The organism is Streptomyces diastatochromogenes (genome assembly GCF_002242805.1).
Taxonomy (GTDB): Bacteria; Actinomycetota; Actinomycetes; order Streptomycetales; family Streptomycetaceae; genus Streptomyces; species Streptomyces diastatochromogenes.
This window is the reverse complement of sequence record NZ_MCGQ01000009.1, coordinates 122,630-143,898: the sequence shown is the minus strand read 5'-3', so window position 1 is coordinate 143,898 and position 21,269 is coordinate 122,630. Positions and strand designations below refer to the sequence as shown.

Sequence of the window (21,269 nt, the reverse complement as noted above, 5' to 3'; positions counted from 1 at the left end):
AGTCCCCAGCTCTCACCCGCCCGCCCGCCGGAGGTCCAGCGTCGCCACGGCCCCACCGCCCACCGCATTGGCGAAGTACAACCGCGCGCCCAGCACCTCCGCCTGGCCCAGCGCGATGGTCAGCCCCAGCCCATGCCCCTTGGCCCCGCCCTCCGTACGAAAGCGCTGCGGCCCGTGCGCCACCAGATACCCCGGATACCCGCTCCCGTGATCCCGCACGGTCACCACCGACCCGTCCACGGTCAGCACCACCGGCGCCCGCCCGTGTTTGTGCGCGTTGGCCACCAGGTTCCCCAGCACCCGCTCCAGCCGCCGCCGGTCGGTCTCCACCCGGGCGTCCCGCACGATCCGCACCTCGGTGTCCGTCCCCGAGGCCCGCACCACCCGTCCGGCCAGCGCGCCCAGCTCCTCGGTGTCGGCTTCCAGCTTCTCCCGCCCGGTGTCCAGCCGGGAGATCTCCAGCAGGTCCTCGGTGAGCGTGCGCAGGGCCGCCACCCGGTCCCGCACCAGCTCGGTCGGCCGCCCGGGCGGCAGCAGCTCGGCCGCCGCGTGCAGCCCGGTCAGCGGGGTGCGCAGCTCATGGGCCACGTCCGCGGTGAACCGCTGCTCGCTCAGCAGCTTGCTCTGCAGCGAGGAGGCCATGGAGTCCAGCGCGGCCGCCACCGCGGCCACCTCGTCCTGGGGGCGCGTCGGGTCCTTGGTCCGGGGGTCGTTCACGCGGGCGTCCAGATCGCCCGCGGTGATCCGCCGGGCCACCTGCGCGGTGCCGTGCAGCCGCCGCGTCACCCGGGTCACCGCGAACGCGCCGACCAGCAGCGTCGCCCCGATCGCCAGCGCCGACGACCACAGGATGGAGTGGTCGAGCCCGGCGATCGTACGGGCCTGCTGTGAGTAGTCGACCTCCACTGCGAGCGCCCGGTGGCCGTTGGCCGGGCCCGCCGCCCACATGGTCGGCCGGCCCTGGTGCGAGGAGACCATCGTGCCGCGCTTCCCGGTCAGGGCGAGCGACCGCAGCCGTACGGGCAGCCCCTCGGGGTCCACCCCGGCACCCGGCAGCAGCGTGTCCCCGGCCTCGTACGCCTGGGTGGCGTCCTGCAGCCGGGTCAGCGCGAGGTCACGGGCCTGGCCGACGGTCTGGTTGGTCACCGACACATGCACCAGGACGCCGAGCAGCGCGGCCAGCGCGCAGCACATCACGGTGATGAACGCGGCCGCCTTCACCGCGAGCGTCCCGGCCCACCGGGGCAGCGTGGGCCTCATCCGGCGCTCGCCGCGGGGGTGCTGCTGGGGGACGGGGAGGGTGCGTGGCTGTGTCTGCCCTTGCCGGTGCGCAGGAACTCGTCCCGGGAGAACACCATGGCCCGCTGGTCCGGGTCCCAGGCCCAGGTGGTGCGGTACTCGTACCCGGAGATCCCGGCCGGGGAGCGGACGATCACCGCCCGGCCGGCCAGCTCGACGCCGATGATCGCGTCGTTGTCGGCCAGCACCTGCACCAGTTTGTGCTTCTCCACCGTGTAGACCCGCACCGCCGTCTGGTTGGTCGGGTACAGCCGGAAGCCGAGCGTCATGTCGGCCCGGCCGTCCCCGGTGAGATCCCGGTAGTACGCCTTGAGCAGCGGGCACCGCGCCCGGTCCCCGCCCGCGCCGCACTCCTTCATCCGCTCGACGGTCGCGTGGTACGCCCCCTTCGACCCGTAGTCGTCCGGATGCGCGGCTATCTCGGCCCGTACGACGTCCACCGGATCGACCTTGCGGATGTCGTCGCCCGGGATCCTGACGCCCTTGACGGTCTCGGTGTTCCCCTCGTCGTAGGGGTAGGCCGGGCTGGACGCGGGCCGGAGGTCCGGCCAGAGCTTCGCCGGACTCACCGCGGTCGGGGTCGCCCCGGCGCCCTCCAGGCCGCCCCGGTCGCCACAGGCCGCCGCCGTCGCCGACAGCAGGGCGGCGACGGCCGCGGTGAGGGCGGTGCGCGCGATGCGACGGGTTGGCACGGGGCTCCTGAGGATTCGGGGACGGCAGTGGCCCCGTACACCTTATTCGTAGGGAAGTCCTTTTTGCGCACCCGGGGCGGTGCTGGGGGAGAGGCTACTCGGCCAGTTCCTCCAGCAGCCGGGCGGTGGCCAGTCCCGTGCGCAGGTACTCCACGAACAGGTCGTTGTGCAGCGCCCACGGGGAGCGCCGGGCGCGGATCAGCTCGATCGCCTCCTCGGCACTGCGGCCCCGCCGGACCAGGGTGTGCGCGACGACCAGACCCGAGCGGTTGTAGCCGTGGTAGCAGCGCACCAGCACCGAGCGGCCGGCGTCCAGCGCCTCGTGCGCCGCCCGCGCGAGCCGGATCACGCCCGCGAGCTGCGTGCCGTCCAGCGGGCCGTCCGGAATCGGCCACACATGATGCTCGGTCCCGGGGCCGGGGCCGTAGCCCGGCAACCTCAGGAGCGACTGCACCACGTCGAACTGATCTCGCACGACGGCGGACTGCAGGCGCCCCGAACCGCCCCGGAACTGGTGCCCGCCCATCCACAGGCCGGGCTCTATCTCGCTCCAGGGGCTCTCCGGAGCCGGTACGTCGGGCTGCGTTCCGCGGGTACGCAACGGCGCCTCCCCAACTCCCCCTCGCAGGGCCGCTCTCCACGGTAGCCGGGTTCTTGCGTGGGAGCACCCCGCCTGTTCCCATGGTCGAGGGGTGATGGCGCATGAGCGGACTGCGCGTGGTGCCGACCTGGCGGCACGGCCACGAACGGCTGTACGTCTGCGGCCCGGACGGACGGAACATCGCCTGGTACGACCGGGACACGGGCCGGGTGAACCTGATCGCCGAGGACCGTCAGGCGGACGTGCTGGACGCCCTGAAGCCGTTCCTGACCGGCCCGGTGACCGTGGGCCCGCCCCCGGTGCCCACCCCCGCGGAACTGGCCCGGCTGACCCTGCACCCGGACGACGACCTCGCGCCCAACCGCCCCGGCGAGGCCCTGCTCGTCGCCCTCGACCGGGACCCCGGCCCTGCCCACCGGCTCCGCCCGGACCCGCGCCGGCGCGCCCTGACCGCGGAGCAGACCGTCGGCGAGGCCCTGGACCAGTGGGAAGGGGCGGGCTGGCACACCCTGCACTCCGTCCCGCTCCCGGGCGGCGACCGCATCCACCACCTGCTCATAGGCCCCGGCGGCCTCTACGTCGTACACGCCCTGTACGCCCGCAAGCAGCGGGTCCAGGTGGCCGACCCGATGGTCACCCTGGGCCGCCACGACCCCGAGCCCCTGCTCCGCCGCCTCCGCACCACCACCGACCGGGCCTCCTACGCCCTGACAGCGGAGGTCCACCCCGTCCTGGCCCTCCTCGACCCCACCGAGATACGCATCACGACCCCACCCCGAGCCCTCCGCATCCTCCCCCACACGGACCTGCCGACCCTGGCCCACCTGGGCGGAGTACTGAAGCCGGCGGACGTGGAGGCACTGCACGCGATGGCGCGGGACCGGGGGACGTGGGGGAGGGTGTAGCCGATCAGCCTGGGTGGCGTAAATCAGCCCGTTCGGTGCTTGAGGATGAAGGCCCACAAAATCAGCCCGTCCGGCGTTTGAGGACAAGGCCCGTTCAGGGCCGACAGTGGGGGCCTGGGGGCGGCAGCCCCCAGCAGGGGTCACAGGGCGACGGAGTCCCCTGGCCGGGACGGGTAGGGGCGGCGGGGGCGAGAAAACCTCAGGGCAGCGAGGCCGACCGCCCGGAATCCAGCAGGGGTGCCAGCAGATCCCCGTGGTCCTGCACCCGCGCCGCGACGTCCCCGGCCAGAAACTCCAACTGCCCCGGCGCCCGACACCCCGCAACCTCCTCCCACGTCACCGGCGCCGACACCAACGGAACCCGCCGAGCCCGCAGCGTGTACGGCGCGGCCGTAGTCTTCCGCCCGGCGTTCTGACTCCAGTCCACGAACACCTTCCCCGGCCGCAGACTCCGCGTCATCCGATGCACCACCAGCCGCGGCATGGCCCGCTCCGCCTCCACCGCCAACGCCTTCGCGTACTCACTGGCCCGCTCGGACGACCCCCCGCGCACCCCCGCCAGCAGATGCAGCCCCTTCGACCCGGCCGTCTTGGCGTACGCCTCGATCCCGTCCACCGCCAGCCGCTCCCGCAGCCACAGCGCGACCTCGCAGCAGTGCACGATGGTCGCGGGTGCCCCGGGATCGAGGTCGAAGACCAGCCGGTCGGCCTCCTCCGGCGCCTGGACCAGCCACTGGTGCGTGTGGAACTCGGTCACCAGGTTCGCCGCCCACACCAGACTCGCCAGGTCCTGTACGACCACCATCCGGGCCGGCCCCTCCGACCGCGGGACCTCGGCCGTCGTGACCCACTCGGGCGTACCCGGCGGCACGTTCTTGGTGAAGAACACCTGCCCGTCCGGCCCGTCCGGATAGCGCAGGAAGGACACCGCACGGTCGCGCAGATGCGGCAGCAGCACCTCGGCGCTGGTCGCGTAGTAGTGCACCAGCTCCCCCTTGGTGAAGCCGGTCTCCGGATACAGCACCTTCTCCAGGTTGCTGAGCGCGACCCGTCGCCCCTCCACGTCGGTGATAGGCGTCATAGGATGACGATTCCAGGCATATAGCCACGTAACACCGCAAACCAGAAATCAGGAAACCGGAAGCCGGAAGGACGGGTGCTGCACGTGCGATCCATATGGAACGGCGCCATCTCCTTCGGTCTCGTCAGCATCCCGATCAAGCTGGTGAACGCCACCGAGAGCCACTCGGTCTCCTTCCGCCAGATCCACACCGAGGACAACGGTTCTCTGGGGGTGTGAGGTGTTCGCTCGGTGTCGTTCTGGCATCAGTGCAGCTCAGAGCTGGTGCTGAGAACTCTATCCAGCGCAACAGCTGTGGCGGCATCGCTGAATCGGATGAAGCTGCTCCGTCCGGGGCAGATGCCGGCGCCGACGCAGCGTCTAGGACACCGTCGCCTTGCGTCGGCCGCTCTTGCTGGAGAGGGCCTTGATCAGTTCGTCGCGGCTCATTGAGGAACGACCAGGGATGTTCGCGTCGGATGCCCGCTGGTAGAGCTCTGTCTTGCTCAGGCCTTTGAGTTCGGAAGGCTTCGGCAGCTTCTCTTCGGACTTGATTGCAGCCCGGGCCCGGCGTTTCTCTGCCGCTTCCTTGATGTGAGTCGGCGGGCGACTGCGGCGGGTCGCTTCCTCTTCTTCCGCGTCGGCTTGCTTTCTGCGGCCCTTGGCTGATTCGACACTGGCCTGCAGAGCCGCCATGAGGTCGACGACCTTCGTTGTTGTCGGGGGCGGCTCGCCCTTCTCGACCGTTGCGCCAGTGCGCTTAGCCTCGATCATCTCGAGCACGCGCTCCTGGTAGGTGTCGTGATACTCGTGCGGATCCCAGTCCATGCTCAGCGCCTCGACCAACTGGACCGCTGTCTGCACCTCTCGCTCGGCGAGCTCTGCTTGCTCCAGCAGCGTTTCGAGATGGGCGTCTCTGACCTCATCGGCCCAGTGCAGGGTGTGCAGGGCCAAAATGTCGCCCTCTGCCTTCACCGCGACGAGGTATTCGCGGTTGCGCATCACGAAGGTGGCGATCCCGGCCTTTTCGGAACGGGACAGGGCTTCGTGGAGCAGGCCGTAGACCTTTGCGTATTCCTTGCTCTTTGGCGCTAGGTAGTAGGTCTTGTCGAAGAAGATCGGCTCGATCTTCTCCAGATCGACGAATCCGGTGATCTCCAGCGCCTTCGAGCGGCCAGGGGCGAGTTCTTCCAGCTCCTCGGGCTCGACCACCACGTAGTCTTCCCCTGTGTCATAGGCCTTGACGATCTCCTCGAAGGGGACCTCGTCGCCGGTGCGCTCGTTCACCCGCTTATTGCGTACTCGGTCAGAAGTGCCGCGCTGAAGCTGGTTGAACCGAATGGTGTGGCTCTCCGTCGCGGAAACCAGCTGCACTGGCATGGCGACCAATCCGAATGACAGAGCGCCGCTCCAGACTGCCGCCATGACCATCCACCTCCTCGGTTCCCATACGACCTCCACTGGGCGCTGATCGCATCCTGGATCTGCGCCAGTCGCGGACACGGTCAGCGATGGCTGTGGTTGAGCGAGCGGGTGAGTTCCCGGTTCGCCGCTCGTGCAGCCTGGAGTTCTTCGGTGCGTTCTTCCAGCTGGCTCTGGAGGTCGACCATGCGTTGTTCGAGGGTGGTGACGTGCCGTTGGAGCTGGTCGAGATCGGCTGCGGCCCCGAGCCCGGAGTCTCGCCATGCCTGTTCGCCGAGCAGCTGCGAAAGGCGCTTCTCTAACTGCTGCACTCGTGTGGCGAGCCGCCGATTCTGGGCGAGTGCGTGCGCCAGGTCCGCCTGGAGGGACGCGCGGCTCACCCGTTCCGCCCGGTCAGCGGAGGTCGCCGGGGTGCTGGCAACAGAGTGGAGGTGCGTCAGCAGGTCGCGGTGCCGATAGAGGAAGGAGCGGTCGACGCCGGCGGCGCGGGCGATGCTGGAAACCGTGATCTCCTCGCCGCCCTTGGCTGCCGAGTCGATGACTTTCAGGACCCTCTGGCGGCGGCGTTCCGCGTCTGCTCGTCGGCCCTCGGCCATGGCGCCATCGCTGGTCATGCGGGCCTTTCCGGTCGTAGGTCAGGAAGTGGCTGACGGACTCGAGGCATCCCCAGCAGGACACTCTGCCGGCCGCGACGGACCACGGCGACGGCTTCTTCGATCTCGGCTTTCTGGTTGTCGTCCAGGTCGTCCAAGCCGTCCTTGACGCGTTTGATCAACCGCCTGACCCGGCGGATCTCCTCGTCTGAGGGCATCGCCTCAGCCTTCGCCCAGTCATCGGCGTCCAGTGCGGCGGCCAGCCGTTCTCGGTTGCGCAACAAGTCGGAGAGGTATGCCTCCAGGTCCGGCAGGTAGGAGACATCGGTGCGGAAGTGACCGCAGCCGACGCAGCGGAACCGGACCGGGCAGTCCTGGCCGCCGGCTGCGACGTTGGACGGCTCGGTGCAGACCCCGTAGGGAACGGCGACTTCCCCAACTGCCCTGCGTGCATGCTCGGAGTCGAGCAGGGCCTTGGCCTGCCGCCAGATGCGCTTGCCGTGACGGTCGAACTGCATCTCGGTGACCCGGTCGACGGCCTCACGCCGACGTTCTTCCGTAACCCGGTAGTAGGCCTGAGTGGTGTCCAACCGCCGGTGATCCATCAATTCCCGCAGGACATCGACGGGGACACCGGCGTCCGCGTGTCGCTGGCAGTAGGTATGCCGGTAGGCATAGAGGAAGATCTTGGACTTATCGAAGGGCAGCATCCTGGTGACCGGCTGGCCTTCGCTCTCGACACGAGTCGGGACCAGGAAGTCAGGCAGGGAACGGATCCACTCGCGGTGCCTGCCAGAAAGCCAGCCAGCCGTAATCGGCTTCCGGCCGTGCGGGTTGGCCACCCGTGTCGGCAAGAGCATCAAGTCGGCAGTGGGCGTTGCGGGGAAGTCGGCGCGGATCAGTTCCTGCTGCCTAGTGATCACCCCGGCAGTGGCCTGGGAAATCGGTAGTCGGCGCCCCTTGCGGTTTGCCTTGTAGTTGTCATAGATCAGCACGTGCTGCCCGTCCGCATCCTGCTTGAGGCAGTCCCAGCGTAATTGGGAGATTTCCTGCGGCCGTCGCCCAGTGTCGATCAGCAGTTCCACTGCCACGTGGTTCTCATTCCCGTTTCGCTTCGTGCCGACAAGGGACGGTAGGTGCTCGCAGATCCGCCGCATGACCTCGACAGGAAGGTCCTTTCCCGCTTCGGTGTCCTCGGGATCGTCTGGGATGTCCTCGGCCAGGAGGGCGAAATCATCCGCCAGGCCGTGCAGCGGCTGGCCGGGGCGCGTCAGCCCCAGCGACCGCATCCGGACCAGGTTGCTGCGGATGTAGCGGCAGGCCACCACAGATCTGCGGGCCGAGATGGCACCGGTGTTCCGCAAGAAGGCGATGCGGTTGGTGAAGGCAGTGATGTCACGGCGGCCGACGGCCCGGATGTCGTTGCCGTGGTCCTCACGCTGTAGCCGCAGGCTTTCGGAGAGGAGTGCGAACGCGCTGAGGATGTCCTGAACTGAGCTGAGGACCCGGCCTCGGCGTTGGGGAATTGAGAAGAACGCCCATTCCTTCGCGGCCTCCCGCAGCCAGGGCTGATGAATCGCGGTGAAGCGCAGGTGGCCGGCGAGGCCGAAGACGGCGCCGTTCCAAACGTCCTTGGTCCGCTCGCCGTCCGGCGTGAGGCCGAAGCGGCCGACGAGGGTCACCAGGCTGTTGCAGATCCCCCGAACACCGCGGGAGACCTGACTGGGCTCCACCGCGGTCAGCGAAGGCAGTTCAAGCTCGCGCAGCCGGTTGGTGAGATTGCGGATCAGGAACGGGGTTGTGTGGAAGCCCTCGCGGGTGCGGGCCTGGATGCCGAAGAGGATCTCCGCGACTACTCGCTCGGAGAGCCCGCGCAGGCTGACCTCATTGTTTGCCGTGACCGGCGGGGTCGTGCGGCGCCACCGCTCTTCCTCTTCCGTGCTCAGTCCGCGGCTGACCGCATGGGCCCATCGCACCTGGTGAGCGTGACAGTAGGGGCTCTTGCCGTCCCGGTTCCGGTGACAAGCGGCGACCTCGCAGGGCCCAAAGGGCGCCAGGGGGACGACATCGTCGAGCGTGAGGAATTCCTCCAGCGTCACCTGCCGCCGCCGGAGCTGTGCCAGATGGGTCGAGCAAACCGGCTGCCGCCACGACATAAACGGCCGAGCGCATCCCGCAACCGCGCATTCCTCAACCCCGACCTGCCGCCGGGGTCGGTCCATCTCAACGAACTCCTCCAGCGGGGGCATCCCCGCCTCCCTCCAGCGCAGTCGGCAACCCGAACAAAGCCCTCTGGCCCGACTGGTCTGAGAACATCCCTTCGCCCTGCAGAGTGGGGTGCCCAGGAGCGGGTGGTCAAAAGGGAAGAACAGCACACGCACCTCCGCCGACCACCCAAGGAGAGCCAGGAACTCCGGCTCCACCGCGGCCCACAAGCCCGAGGTGAACGTGTCCTCGTCTGCTTGCTCAACGGCCCGGAGCGAAACAGCTGGAACCGTCATCAAACCTCCACCTCGCTCAGCTCTCGCGGAGAGGGAACGCGGTCGACCGCGGCCCGCAGCCGGGTCGCCGCCGGATGCAGGTATGGCCGAGCGGAATCCGGGTGCTTCTGCCCCAAAAGCGCCTGGATCTCATCCAGCGTGCCGCCGGAGTCCGCGACGTTGCTGGCCATGGCATGCCGCATCATGTGCGGCGCGATCTTCCGGTCCAGCCCCGCCTGGCGAGCCAGACTCGCCACCGTCTCGCCGATCGCGTCTGGCGTGACCGGCGAGCCCAGCGGTTCGCGGAAGAGATTGACCAGGACGAAGTCACTGCCGGCTGCCCCGAGCCGTTCATGACGCTCCAGCGCGTACTGGTCGAAGGCCTGCACCACCAGGAAGTCCACCGGCAGCACCACCGGGCGGCGTGACTTCGACCATGCCTGATTCGGATTCTGGCGCCGCACGACATGCAGGTGGGCGCCCTCCACTCGGCATCCCAGAGGAGCCGAGTCCATCAGAAGGTGTACGTCGCTGCGGCGAAGCCCGGCGGCTTGGCCCCGGCGCAGTCCGACCCGGGACAGGAGCAGGACTAGCAGCCGGTCACGGGCCGAGCGGCTGGCCCGGAACATCGCCACGATCTCCTCGTCGCTGGCGCGGTCCACCTCCGGCTCCGCTTCCGGGAGCCGGTGCTGGGCCTGCAGCCGATATCGCAGCCTCCCGTCCTCGCCCTGGGCCTGGAGCGGAAGATCCAGACTGTCTCCAAGCTGGTAGAGCTGTTCCAGCACCCAACCCGGCGCCTCTCGCTCCGTCACCGCGTGAGCCAAGAACCCACGAACCGCGACGAGGATCCGGTTGATCCGACGGTTTCCCCGCACCGGCTTTGCCCCGGGACCCGGCACTACTGGCGTGCATCCCTCTGACCTGCGCGGTTGCCATTTCAGCCAGAGGATGAACGAGCTCAGGTCGCGAGCGGCGGTGTGCCAGTCCCGGCCCGTCGTCACGCACCAGCGCAGGAACATCGCGATCGCACCGGCGTAAGACTTGGTCGTGGACTCAGCCCGGTCCTTGCTCAACCTCACGTTCATCAGAAAACGGTCGGCTGCTTCCACCACCCGAAGCTCATCGTCGAGAACCGTCCAATACACAGACCCGGACGGCATCCGAACCGGAAACGCACGCACCAGCAAACCCCTCGCTCCGCCAATAGATCGCCACGATCCAGCGCAGAGCAGCACCCCAAGAGAACCGTCGCAGAACCCTCAACGACGAGCCCAACCACAACGTCACGCCACGAGACCCGACCCCCCGGAGAACAACGGCCGCATCCGTTACCGCAAGGTGTGCGAACTGGAGGACCGCGAGGTCAGCCAGGCCGAGATCGGCAAGGGGTACGAGGACGCGGACGGCACGATCATCCCGATCAGCGACGACGACCTCTCCCACCTCCCGATCCCGACCGCCCGCACGATCGAGATCGTCGCCTTCGTGCCGGCCGACCGGATCGACCCGCTCCAGATGGACGCGGCCTACTACCTCGCCGCGAGCGGAGCCCCCGCCGCCAAGCCGTACACCCTCCTGCGCGAGGCCCTCAAGCGCAGCAACAAGGTCGCCATCGCCAAGTACGCGCTGCGCGGCCGCGAACGCCTGGGCATGCTGCGCGTGGTCGGCGACGCCATCGCCATGCACGGCCTGCTCTGGCCGGACGAGGTACGCGCCCCCGAAGGCGTGGCCCCGGACGTGGACGTCACCGTCCGGGACAAGGAACTGGACCTCGCGGACGCCCTGATGGACACCCTCGGCGAGGTCGAGCTGGAGGACCTGCACGACGAGTACCGCGAGGCGCTGGAGGAGGTCATCGCGGCGAAGGCGGCCGGCGAGACCCCACCCGAGGCCCCCGAGCCCGCCGCCGGCGGCAAGGTGCTGGACCTGATGGCGGCCCTGGAGAAGAGCGTGCGCGCGGCCCGGGAGTCCCGCGGCGAGGAACCGGCCCCGACCGAGGAGGCCGAGGTCAGGCCGCTCGCCCGCGGCCGGGCCACGCCCAAGGAGACGGGCGGCAAGAAGTCGACGTCGACGGCGGCGAAGAAGACGGCGGCGAAGAAGACCACGGCGGCGAAGACGACCGCCAAGACGGCCGCGAAGAGGACGACGGCGGCGAAGACGACCGCCAAGTCGACCGCCGCCAAGACAACCGCCAAGACGACCGAGAAGAAGTCCCCGGCGAAAAAGACCCCGGCGAAGAAGACGGCGACCCGCAAGCGCTCGGCCTGACCGCACCGTCCGACCCCCACGAAGGTCACCGGCCGAGAGGCGGCCGCGGCCGTCGGCTGAAGATGACCCCCTGATTCCCTCCCGCGAGGTGGGACGACTCGGGCACGATGAGGGGGTGACATACATGGTGACCGTGGCCATGGCCCCTCCCAAGGGCGCTCCGGAACTCGACGCGCTCCAGCGGGAGGGCGTCATCTTCCTGTTGCGGAAGGGGTTCGACTCGCTCGAAGCGATCGAGGGGCCCGACGGCATGGAGATAGACCTGATGGACGACGTCATCGCCGCCCATCCCGGAGGGGTCCTGCTGAAGCTCTTCGTGGACGCACCGGCCCTGGAGTTCGCGGAGGACGCCGCCCGTGAGGTCGTAGCGGAACTCCTGGAACGCACCGAACCGCTCGCCGACTGGCAGATCACCCGGTGCGCGGTGGAGCTGAACTCCGAACTCCTCCAGGAGAGCCTGGACGCGGCCGACGGCCCCGACGCCCCGCCCGCCGACCCGGCGGAACGCGCCCGGCGCCACCGGGCCGCCGAGCCCGCCCCGGCCCCGGGCCGTCTCGACCCGGCCGAGGTCGAGGCCATGCGCTCCCGGCTCCGCGCCCTGGCGCCCCTGCTCGCGGCCTTCCCGCTCGACCGCTTCGGCTACTCCGACGACCCCGGGCAGCGGACCGTGGGCCGGGAGGCGGCGGAGATCGCGGCCGGCGCCCTCGTGTTCGGCATCGACCTCCTGGTGGACGAACTCTTCACCGACCTCGCCAGCCTGGAGGACGACGGTCCGACCGTGGCCGAGAGCGACGCCACCTTCATGCTCCTGGACGACCTGCCCCCGCAGTTCGCCGACGAGTACACCGTCCTGTTCGCCCGCCGCCTCACCGTCACGGCGGTGACCCTGACCGCCCGCCTCACCCAACCGCACCCCACCCGTCCGACCTGCGTGGCGGAGGAGCTCCTGCTGAGATTCCTGCTCACCCAGGCCGAGGTGACGGCCGACCTCTACGACCTCCTGACCGAGGAGGTCAGCGCGGCCCTGGAGACGTTCGCGGACGGCATCGACGGCGACCTCACCGAGGACGACCTGGACATCGACCCCACCGCGGTGGCCGACTGGTTCACGCCCTTCGACGCCGAGGGATTCGTCCACCCGTACGCCGCGAACGACGACGAGGAGTCACTGCAGGGCCCCGGCGCACGGTAGGCGTACGTCAGGCCGTCACACCGGCGGCCCTGGTGGCGGCGATGCTGCCCAGGAGGCGCAGTGCGGTCTCGGACGGTGAACCCGGCTCGGCGGTGTAGGCGATCAGCCGCTGCCCCGAGCCGCCGGGGACGCAGAGGTTCTCGAAGCTGAGTTCCAGCGCGCCGACGGCCGGATGGCGCAGGTGCTTGACGCCTGACGTACAGGTGCGCACCGGGTGCCGGGCCCACAGCGCGGCGAACTCGGTGCTGTGCAGGGAGAGCTGACCGACCAGCTCGGCCAGCCGGCGGTCGTCCGGGTGGCGCCCGGCCACCAGACGCAGCGAGGCGACGGCCAGCTGGGCCTCCTCGCCGCAGTCGCCGTACAGCTCCCGGTACCGCTCGTCCAGGAAGAGCATCCGGATCAGGTTGGGGCGGGCGGCGGGCGTACCGGGGCTGTCGGCCGCCAGGTGACCGGCGAGCAGAGCGTGCCCCAGGTGGTTCCAGGCGAGGACGTCGCCCCGCCGGTCCAGGACGAGTGCGGGTACGTCGGTCATGGCCGCCACCAGCTGCTTTGCCGACGCACTCGCGTGCTCCACCCGCGGCGGAGCGGGCCGCCGGGAGGCGGCGGTGGGACGGCGGGCGAGAGCCATGAGATGGGCGGTCTCGTCGTCGCCGAGCCGCAGCGTCCGCGCGATCGCCTCCAGCACGGCGTCCGACACGCCTGCCGCGCGGCCCTGTTCGAGCCGCGTGTAGTGGGTGATGCTGACACCCGCGAGCGTGGCCAGCTCCTCGCGGCGCAGCCCGGTGACGCGGCGGCGGGCGGGCTGCGCTGTGATGCCGACGTCCTCGGGACGCAGCGCGGCACGCCGGGACTTGAGAAAGTCCCCCAGCTCGGACGATACCCCCGCGTCCATCAACGCCTCCCGGATCCGGACCACTTGCCGTCCATGATGCCCTTCGCTCTCCGCGTCCGCGACGGGCGAGGGTGGTCATGGAATGACCACCCAGGCGCCGCCTACCCGGGACAGGGTTCTGGCTGGGCGGCGACGGGCGGCAGAGCCTTTCCTCGGCAACCGTGCACGGAACCGTGCAGGAACCCTCATGAGAGGAAAGGAAGCGACGTCATGCCCCTCACCGATACGGAGGCAGCGGACACCTCCGCCGGCACCGGAACATCTCGGGCCGCACTCACACCCCGGCTGCGCCTGATCCTGGTCCTCCTCCTCGCGGCCCAGTTCATGCTGGCGGTGGACTTCTCCATCCTGAACGTGGCGCTGCCGGTGATCGGCGAGGGCCTGGGCTTCCCGCTGGCCCATCTGCAGTGGATCGCCACGGCGTTCGCCCTCTGCGCGGCCGGCTTCACACTGGTCTTCGGCCGGGTGGCCGACCTGTTCGGCCGGCGCCGCCTGTTCCTGGGCGGCCTGGCGGTCCTCGCCGCCGCGTCCCTGCTCGGCGGTCTGGCGCAGAACCCGGAGTCCCTGATCACCGCCCGGATCTTCCAGGGCCTGGCCACAGCGGCCGTGACCCCCGCAGCCCTCTCCCTCCTCACCACGTCCTTCCCCGAGGGCCCCCTGCGGGAGAAGGCGCTCGGCCTCAACGGAGCGCTGATGTCGGCCGGGTTCACCACGGGAGCGATCCTGGGCGGCCTCCTGACGGACCTCCTCTCCTGGCGCTGGGCGTTCTTCATCAACGTGCCCGTGGCCCTGGCCGTCCTCCTCACCGCCCCGACGGTCATCAAGGAGTCACCCCGCTCCGCCGACCGCCCCAAGCTGGACCTGCCCGGCGCCGTCACCGTCACCCTCGGCCTCCTGGCCACGGTCTTCGGCCTCACCCAGGCAGGCGACCACGGCTGGACCGCAGGGCCCACCCTGCTCCCGCTGACGGCGGGCGCGGCACTGCTGCTCCTCTTCTACGGCATCGAACGCAGGGTGTCCGCACCCCTGATCCCCCTCACCGTGCTGGGCAGGCGCTCGGTGGCCTGGGGCAACATCGCCGGCCTGATCGCGTTCCTGACCGAGACGTCCCTGGTCTTCCTGCTGACCCTCTACCTCCAGGAGGTGCTGGGCTTCTCCCCGCTCACCGCGGGCCTCTCCTTCGGCGTCCTGGGCCTCGGCACGGTGATCGGCGGATCGGCCGCACCGAAGGCCATCGCCCGCCTCGGCAGCAGGCCGACCCTGATCACCGGCGGACTGCTCCAGGCACTCAGCACGGCAGCCCTGCTGGGCCTCGGCCCCGACCGCTCCTGGCTCTGGCTCCTCCTGCTCGCCACCTTCGCCGGAGGCGTCGGCAACATGCTGGTCATCGTCGCCTTCATGGTCACGGCGACCTCGGGCCTGCCCGACCACGAACAGGGCCTGGCCACCGGCCTCGCCACCATGACCCAGCAGATCGGCATCACCATGGGCACCCCGATCATGAGCGCGATCGCCACGGCGGCCATGCCGGCCACGGACGCCGCGGGCATCCTGGACGGCCTCAAGGCCGCGGTGGCGGCGAACGCCGCTGTCGTCCTCCTCGGGGTGCTGACCAGCGTGGTGTTCCTCCGTCGGATCAGGTCCGCCGCAGCACCCGGTTCGCGCCGGCCGCGGCCGTCGTAGCGAGGAGCCACCCCGCGCTGACGAGCACCACCACGACCCACTGCAGGCCGCCGTGCGGGCTGAACGCCCGCTCCTGTCCGAAGTCGACGACGGGCAGCAGGAGGTCGAGGGTGTAGATGGCCGGCTGGAAGTCCGGCGGCTTCCCCTCACCGGTGGGCGCGGGTGGCCAGGTGGCGAAGACCGCGGTCCCGATGGCGAAGAACGCGGCCAGCAACCCCACCGCGCGCAGCGGCCGGTAGCCGTAGCCGACGGTGACGTCCTGGAGGATGCTCCACGCGCGGGCCGGCCAGGCAAGGGTGCGGCGCACGCGGCGCTGTTTGGCCAGCAGGACGGTCCGGGCGTCGGCGTCCCGGCCGTGCTGCTGGTAGTTGGCCGCCAGCTGCTCGTAGGGCTGCGGCGCGAAGCCCGTGGGCTCCCGGTCGAGCCAGGGCAGCCGCCGCTCGGCGGGCAGCACGGGATGGACGCTGTCGTAGAGAAAACCTTCCAGCAGCAGCGCCCCGGGCCACGTGCCCGGGTCGTCCCGCAACACACCGACCCGGGTGTGACTCAGGTCGACGACGCCCTCCGTGGCTTCACGCGGGCTCAGTTCCAGCTCTGCGGCCGTGGACCGCCGGCACACCAGGGCATGCTTCCCGCTCGGCACATCGAACAGCGCGCCTTCGAAGCAGAGCCTGGCGCGTACGGTGATGTTGCTGAGCGATATTCGACCGTGCGCGGTCAAACCATCACAACAGTTGAATTCCGCACCCACTTCGATGCCGTTCGCCCGCAACGCCGTCCCCGCGAGGCCGGTCAGCTCCGCGCCCTCGAAGAGGACGGAGCCGCCGACCCGGGCATCGCGGATGTCCACGAGGCCCTGCGAGACGAACCCCTCACGGCAGCTGAAGTTGCCACCGACGTGCAGGCGCTGTGCCTTGAGCGCCGTGCCGGCCGGTTGGTGCAGCCGGGCCCTCTTCAGCACGACACTGCCGCGCACCGTGGTGTCCCTGAGATCCACGCATCCCCGCACGACGAGCCCCCGGCCGGCCTGGATGTCCCCGCCGACCGTGGCGCAGAGCAACTGCAGCGCCGGCTGGCCCCGCTTCTCGCCCGTGCCGGTCAGGGTGCTGTCCTCCAGGTGCAGAGAACCGCCGATCGAGGCGCCGTAGAGGTCGATACCTCCGTCGCTCACAAAACCCCGGTCCAGGTGGAGACCGCCGCCCACACTCAGTTCGGGAGCCTGCAGACAGGTCCGCTCGCCACGGATCCGCGCGCCGCGGAAATCGAGTGTGTCCCGCACGTCGGAGCTGTTGAGGTACACCGGCCCGGTGCATTCCATTTCGGCCGCCGAGAAGTCCTCCTCGACGGCGAGCGACTGCGCGTCGACCGCGGCTCGGCCGTCCGGGACGACCACCCTGGACCGGTCGAGCGAAAGACGGGTGCCCACGCTCAGCGACCGCAGATCCAGCGTGCCGTCGATCACGCACCCCGCGATCACGCACTCCTGATCGACCCGCGCCCCCACCGCGGTCAGCCCCGGCAGGGCACAGTCCCTCAGCTCCAGGGCGCCGAAACGCCCCCCGTCGAAACGGGGCGCCTCGTCCAGGCGGCAGGACCACAGGCGTATCGCGCACCGGACCTCTGCCTCGGCGAGATCGAGCGTTCCGGTGATGTGCGCCCCGCGCAGCCGGAGCCGGGCAAGACTTCCCCGCACCGGGGGAGGCGCGGCGACGAGCAGCCACCGCAGCACCTCCGCACGGACCTCCGGCACGTCGTCGCACCACTCGCCCCGCCGGTACGCCTCCCAGATCCGGCGCTCATGCGGTTCCCACGCGTCCGGCGGTCTGTCATCCGACACCGCGACCCTCCCCCTCAGTCCAGCCGCAGCGAAGCAGCGCATGACTACCCGAAGAGGATCGAGATCACGCCCGGGGAGTGGTCCCGCGCCGAAGCGGTCCTAGGCCGCGTTACGCCACACCTTCACGTCCAGATCGGCGTACGTCGTCCCGGACGAGCCCCGGTACGTCACCAGCCCCACGTGCCCCGTCCCGCTGATGACGCACATCTGCTGGCCGACGGTGAGGTCCTTGATCCAGACGTAGCTCTTGTAGCCGGTCGCCGCCTTGCACACGTCCAGGCTCCCCTGCCGGCCCACGGGCAGCAGCGCGAGCGAGCTTCCGGAGGTGGTGCCGGGGGCGAGCAGCGCGCCCGAGGAGTAGACGGCGTAGGTCAGATCCTCGTCGGAGGTACCGGTGTCCGCCTTGGACCGCACCGGGGTGTCCGCCAGGTACAGGTCGTGGCTCTTGGTCATCCGGATCCCGGCGTACGTCACCGGGACGGGAGCCTTGGGAGCCGCGGGCTTGCTCGCCGCGGTGCTCGGCGGCGCCGAGGACGCGGTCCGCGTGGGCGTCGGGGGCCCCGAAGGGCTGGGCGGCACAGCGGACTTGGTGGCCTTCGCCTTCTTCGAGGCCTTGGCGGACGGGGAGCCGGACGCCGATGCCGACGGCGACGGGTCGACGGACGCGGCCGCGTGCGACGCGGTCTCTTCCCGCGCCTGCGCACCGCCCTTGTCGCCGTCCCCCGGAACGAACAGCAAGGTGGCGGCCGCCCCGCAGGCGACGAGTACGACGGCGGCGGCGGACAACAGCCAGAACCGTCCCTTACGGGCCTTGCCGCCCGCGGCCACCGGTGCGGTGGGTGCGGTCTGTGTGTCGGCAGGGAGGTGCGGCTGGGGCCCGCCGACCGGCGCGTAGGCACCACCGGGCGCGGCCCCCGGACCCATGACGAAGGGTCCGGGCAGCGCGGCGTGGGACGGCGGGGTGGGGGCGTACGCCGCCGGAGGGGTGGGGGAGTAGGCCGCCGGCGGCCCGAACGCGCCGGGACCGGTGGTCGGGAAAGCGCCAGGCGTGCCCGGCATATGGGGAGCACCGGAACCGTCGGCTGCCCCGAAAGCACCCGAAGGGTGGGCGACTTGATTTGTACCCGTACCCGGATCCGCCACCCGCGCCCTGGCCTGATCGGCGCCCGCGGCCCGAGCCTCGATTCCGGCGGCCAACTCGCCCGGCAGCCACGCCCCGGAAGCGAACCGCGCCTCGTCACCGCGGTACGCCTGGATCTTCTGGACGGAGCGGATGACCTCCTCGACGGTGGGCCGCTCGGCGGCGGGCTTGCGCAGACACCGGGCCACCAGCTCCTGTATCTCGGCGGGCACGCGGCTGAGATCGGGCTCAGCGTGCACCACCCGGTACAGCACCGCGTGCGGATCCCCGTCCCCGAACCCGGCGCCGCCCGTCGCCGCGAACACGGCGATCTGCCCGAGCGCGAACACGTCGGCCGAGGGTGCGGCCTCCCCGCCCAGCACCTGCTCCGGCGCCATGTACGCGACCGTGCCCAGGGCCGTACCGCTCTGGGTCAGTGACGTGGAGTCGGCCGCGCGCGCCACACCGAAGTCGATCACGCGCGGGCCGTCGGCGGCGAGCAGCACGTTCGCCGGCTTGAGGTCCCGGTGCACGATGCCTTCGCGGTGCACGGCCTGCAGTGCCTCCGCGACTCCGGCGATCAGCCGCAGCACGGTGTCGACGGGCAGCGGCCCGTGATCGCGTACGGCGTCGGAGAGGGAGGGCCCCGGCACATAGGCGGTCGCGCACCACGGCACGGCCCCCTCCGTGTCGCTGTCCACCACCGGAGCGGTGTAGATCCCGTGGACCCGGCTCGCTGAGGCCACCTCGGCCCTGAACCGCTTCCGGAACTCGGAGTTCTCGGCCAGCTCGGGCCGGATCACCTTGACCGCGACGGCCCGTCCGCCCGGGGTGTGCGACAGATAGACCCGCCCCATGCCACCGGCCCCGAGCCGCGCCACCAGCCGGTACCCGCCCACGGTCCGCGGATCACCTTCCCCCAGCGGTTCGAAACTCCCCGCATCGGGCCCACCGTTGCTCAACACGCCCACCCCGCCCCGAGATCTGCTCCGTCGGACCCATTGCATCACGGGTCCCTTGCGCCCCGTCCGGGCACTGCGGCGGACGCTTCTGACGACGCCGGGAACGGGCGGCGGCCGGCGTGGGCGCGGGTGCGGTGGCGGGGCAGGGCCGTGTACGTCGGCCTGCTGCACGCGGCGTCACCGGGATGCCCAGGAGCGCACGGTCCGCGTGCGCCGCGCACCTGACCATCGCAGTCTGGACGTATGACCTGTCGGTGCGCGACGAAAGGTGACCCATGAAGTTCGCAGTCATCGGTGGTACCGGCCTGATCGGGTCGCGGGTCGTGAAAAAGCTGAACGCGGCAGGGCACGAGGCCGTGCCGCACTCGCAGTCCACGGGTGTCGACGTGATCACAGGGGAGGGCCTGGCGGAGGCGGTGGCCGACGCCGACGTCCTCGTCAACCTGACGAATTCTCCGACCTTCGACGACGCCTCACCGGCGTTCTTCCAGACCTCGATGGACAACGTTCTGGCCGCCGCCCAGAAGGGCGGGGTGGGCCACGTCGTCATCCTCTCGATCGTCGGCGCGGACCGGGTGCCCGGCCTCGACTACTACCGGGCCAAGGTCCTGCAGGAAGACATCCTCAAGGCCGGACCGATCCCCTACTCGATCGTCCGCGCCACCCAGTTCATGGAGTTCATGGACGCGGTCCTGTCCTGGACCACCGAGGGTGACACCGTCCGCCTGCCCACCACTCCGCTCCAGCTGATCGCCGCCCAGGACGTCTCCGACACCGTCGCCGAAGTCGCTGCCGGCGCCCCTCTGAACGGCACCCTCGAGGTCGCCGGGCCCGACGTCCTCCCGCTCGACGAACTCGGCCGGATCACCCTCGAAGTCCATCCCGACGGCCGCACGGTCGTCACCGACGACACCGCCGGCATGTTCGCCGCCGTTCAGGGCGATGCCCTGATCGCCAGGGGCGACGCCCGTATCGCCCCCACCCACTACAGCGACTGGCTCTCCTGAATCAGCCGGCCGGTCGGACTCCTGGAGCCGCTTTCTCGTCAGCATGATGTGTGCGCCGGGTCAGCCCATGCTCACCCTGGTCGACGACGAAGAGCTGGCACCTGATCCGCCAGGTCGGTTGGCGTCAGCGGGCGGCGCTGTATGCGGCGCGGCATCATCCGCTGGAGATGCCGGTGCTCGTGCCCGTGTGTATGCCCATTGCTCTCTGCCGGTTCCATCGGGGGACCGTCAGACGCCGAGGCCGCACCCTTCCAACTGTGTTGGTGGGGTGCTGGGCTGTGTGCCAGGGCGTTCAGCCGCCGGTGCCGGGACGGCTTCGGGTCGCTAGGCAGCCTTGGGCCGCGCGGCACGCGTGCCCGGGGTGGGCTCCTGTGCATCCTCGGACCACAAGATCTCGTCTTCTCCGAAGTCCGGGGCCTGGAAGGGCGTTGTAGTCGGAGGCGGCGATACTGCGGTGGAACGGCGGGGTTGCCCTTCCAGGGCGGAGAACAGCGACGTCGGGTCGATGAGAGGTCTGCCTTTCATTACAGGTCCCTGACGAGACCTGGCGTGCCCTGAGCGGGCACAGCGGTCCTACAGCTTGGTCATCTTGGAGTACGGGCTCAAGATCCGCATTTGCGCCGAGCCGAAATCCACGAGCGCCGCGATTCCGTCCTCGATGCCGACTACCCGGCCGAGGCCGTACACGTCATGCGTGACCTGGTCGCCCATGGCGAAGTGCTTGGGAGCCGCTGTGACCGGGGCCTTGAAGGGGCTGGTGGGCAAATGACGCTTCGGTGCCGCAGGTTTGGTCATGGCTCAGTATGACCCTACGTTTGTCCCGCTCGCTGTGGCCGTCGGCACAGATCCGGACGGGAACAACCGCATCACGCCACTGACCTGGTGTTTCGGGACCCGGTGAGGCCCCAGAATCTGGCCCGGTCGTGGCACGGACCTCGGCCGACACCTACCAACTCGTCCGCTTAGGCCTCGTCAGGGGCAAGACCGTCACGGCGTCCGTGAGCGACCTGCCTGCGCATAGAAAAAGACCCCGCATTCAGCGAATTTGCTGATGGCGGGGTCTTCAGGCACTTCACGCGAAGTGCCCCCGGCAGGATTCGAACCTGCGCACACGGCTCCGGAGGCCGTTGCTCTATCCCCTGAGCTACGGGGGCGTGTCGGGCGCTTGACTTCTTGCTTGCGGCGACGGGTAGAACCCTAGCAGGTCTTGCAGGGTGATCAGGAACGGGTTTGCGGGGGGCGCTCCGGGGTGGGTC

The 21,269-nt window shown here is 70.1% G+C and carries 16 protein-coding genes, 1 tRNA gene and 2 pseudogenes; 6 read left to right on the top strand and 13 right to left on the bottom strand.

All coding sequences use genetic code 11. The features are described 5' to 3' along the window. Positions 1 to 12: 12 nt before the first annotated feature. From BEK98_RS10285 to BEK98_RS10275, 3 genes are all read right to left on the bottom strand, one after another. Entirely contained in the window at positions 13 to 1,260 is a 1,248-nt protein-coding gene (locus BEK98_RS10285) for a sensor histidine kinase (protein ID WP_094216124.1), read from the bottom strand. Beyond that, positions 1,257 to 1,991 carry a hypothetical protein gene (locus tag BEK98_RS10280; protein WP_208643064.1) on the bottom strand — a complete coding sequence of 245 codons (735 nt, stop codon included), beginning with the start codon at positions 1,989 to 1,991 and terminating at the stop codon, positions 1,257 to 1,259. The genes BEK98_RS10285 and BEK98_RS10280 overlap by 4 nt, the downstream gene beginning before the upstream one ends. A gap of 94 nt (positions 1,992 to 2,085) precedes the next feature. Continuing rightward, positions 2,086 to 2,592: a protein-tyrosine phosphatase family protein gene (locus tag BEK98_RS10275; protein ID WP_167444124.1), complete on the bottom strand. Its 507-nt coding sequence runs from the start codon at positions 2,590 to 2,592 to the stop codon at positions 2,086 to 2,088. Positions 2,593 to 2,693: 101 nt separating this feature from the next. Between BEK98_RS10275 and BEK98_RS10270 the strand changes: the two genes are divergently transcribed. Further along, complete coding sequence (locus BEK98_RS10270; protein WP_094216121.1) at positions 2,694 to 3,497, top strand: nuclease-related domain-containing protein; 804 nt, start codon at positions 2,694 to 2,696, stop codon at positions 3,495 to 3,497. Positions 3,498 to 3,696: 199 nt separating this feature from the next. On the opposite strand, the gene ligD is transcribed toward BEK98_RS10270, so the two are convergent. Continuing rightward, positions 3,697 to 4,578 carry a non-homologous end-joining DNA ligase gene (gene ligD / locus BEK98_RS10265; RefSeq protein ID WP_094216120.1) on the bottom strand — a complete coding sequence of 294 codons (882 nt, stop codon included), beginning with the start codon at positions 4,576 to 4,578 and terminating at the stop codon, positions 3,697 to 3,699. An 84-nt stretch (positions 4,579 to 4,662) separates the two neighbouring features. Here ligD and BEK98_RS47890 point away from each other — a divergent pair. Continuing rightward, a pseudogene (locus BEK98_RS47890) lies at positions 4,663 to 4,788 on the top strand (Ku protein); the annotation flags it as partial. Positions 4,789 to 4,938: 150 nt separating this feature from the next. Here the strand turns inward: BEK98_RS47890 and ku (BEK98_RS10260) are convergent. From ku (BEK98_RS10260) to BEK98_RS10245, 4 genes are all read right to left on the bottom strand, one after another. Then, positions 4,939 to 5,982 carry a non-homologous end joining protein Ku gene (gene ku / locus BEK98_RS10260; protein WP_279635458.1) on the bottom strand — a complete coding sequence of 348 codons (1,044 nt, stop codon included), beginning with the start codon at positions 5,980 to 5,982 and terminating at the stop codon, positions 4,939 to 4,941. Between the two features lie 80 nt (positions 5,983 to 6,062). Next, positions 6,063 to 6,593: a DUF6262 family protein gene (locus tag BEK98_RS10255; protein ID WP_094216118.1), complete on the bottom strand. Its 531-nt coding sequence runs from the start codon at positions 6,591 to 6,593 to the stop codon at positions 6,063 to 6,065. Then, positions 6,590 to 8,821, bottom strand: coding sequence for a tyrosine-type recombinase/integrase (locus tag BEK98_RS49910; protein WP_244201820.1), 2,232 nt, complete (start codon positions 8,819 to 8,821; stop codon positions 6,590 to 6,592). The genes BEK98_RS10255 and BEK98_RS49910 overlap by 4 nt, the downstream gene beginning before the upstream one ends. 251 nt (positions 8,822 to 9,072) lie before the next feature. Then, positions 9,073 to 10,233, bottom strand: coding sequence for a tyrosine-type recombinase/integrase (locus BEK98_RS10245; RefSeq protein ID WP_244201819.1), 1,161 nt, complete (start codon positions 10,231 to 10,233; stop codon positions 9,073 to 9,075). 127 nt (positions 10,234 to 10,360) lie between these two features. On the opposite strand from BEK98_RS10245, the pseudogene ku (BEK98_RS10240) reads away from it, so the two are divergent. Next, a pseudogene (gene ku / locus BEK98_RS10240) lies at positions 10,361 to 11,320 on the top strand (non-homologous end joining protein Ku); the annotation flags it as partial. A gap of 124 nt (positions 11,321 to 11,444) precedes the next feature. Then, positions 11,445 to 12,512, top strand: coding sequence for a hypothetical protein (locus BEK98_RS10235; protein WP_244201828.1), 1,068 nt, complete (start codon positions 11,445 to 11,447; stop codon positions 12,510 to 12,512). 7 nt (positions 12,513 to 12,519) lie between these two features. Here the strand turns inward: BEK98_RS10235 and BEK98_RS10230 are convergent, their stop codons facing one another. Then, positions 12,520 to 13,404 (bottom strand): helix-turn-helix transcriptional regulator, encoded by an 885-nt coding sequence (locus BEK98_RS10230; RefSeq protein WP_094216241.1) that lies wholly within the window; start codon positions 13,402 to 13,404, stop codon positions 12,520 to 12,522. Positions 13,405 to 13,614: 210 nt separating this feature from the next. On the opposite strand from BEK98_RS10230, the gene BEK98_RS10225 reads away from it, so the two are divergent. Further along, positions 13,615 to 15,087: an MFS transporter gene (locus tag BEK98_RS10225; protein ID WP_094216116.1), complete on the top strand. Its 1,473-nt coding sequence runs from the start codon at positions 13,615 to 13,617 to the stop codon at positions 15,085 to 15,087. Here BEK98_RS10225 and BEK98_RS10220 read toward each other — a convergent pair. Both BEK98_RS10220 and BEK98_RS10215 read right to left on the bottom strand, forming a co-directional pair. Further along, entirely contained in the window at positions 15,041 to 16,924 is a 1,884-nt protein-coding gene (locus BEK98_RS10220; RefSeq protein WP_094216115.1) for a hypothetical protein, read from the bottom strand. The two genes, BEK98_RS10225 and BEK98_RS10220, sit on opposite strands and share 47 nt — an antisense overlap. Before the next feature lie 99 nt (positions 16,925 to 17,023). Next, positions 17,024 to 18,943: a serine/threonine-protein kinase gene (locus BEK98_RS10215; RefSeq protein ID WP_244201818.1), complete on the bottom strand. Its 1,920-nt coding sequence runs from the start codon at positions 18,941 to 18,943 to the stop codon at positions 17,024 to 17,026. A gap of 338 nt (positions 18,944 to 19,281) precedes the next feature. Between BEK98_RS10215 and BEK98_RS10210 the strand changes: the two genes are divergently transcribed. Next, positions 19,282 to 20,013: an SDR family oxidoreductase gene (locus BEK98_RS10210; protein WP_094216113.1), complete on the top strand. Its 732-nt coding sequence runs from the start codon at positions 19,282 to 19,284 to the stop codon at positions 20,011 to 20,013. 573 nt (positions 20,014 to 20,586) lie between these two features. Here BEK98_RS10210 and BEK98_RS10195 read toward each other — a convergent pair. Next, positions 20,587 to 20,808, bottom strand: a complete 222-nt coding sequence (locus BEK98_RS10195) for a hypothetical protein (RefSeq protein WP_094216111.1) — start codon at positions 20,806 to 20,808, stop codon at positions 20,587 to 20,589. 287 nt (positions 20,809 to 21,095) lie between these two features. Next, positions 21,096 to 21,167 (bottom strand) — tRNA-Arg (locus BEK98_RS10190). Positions 21,168 to 21,269 lie beyond the last annotated feature (102 nt).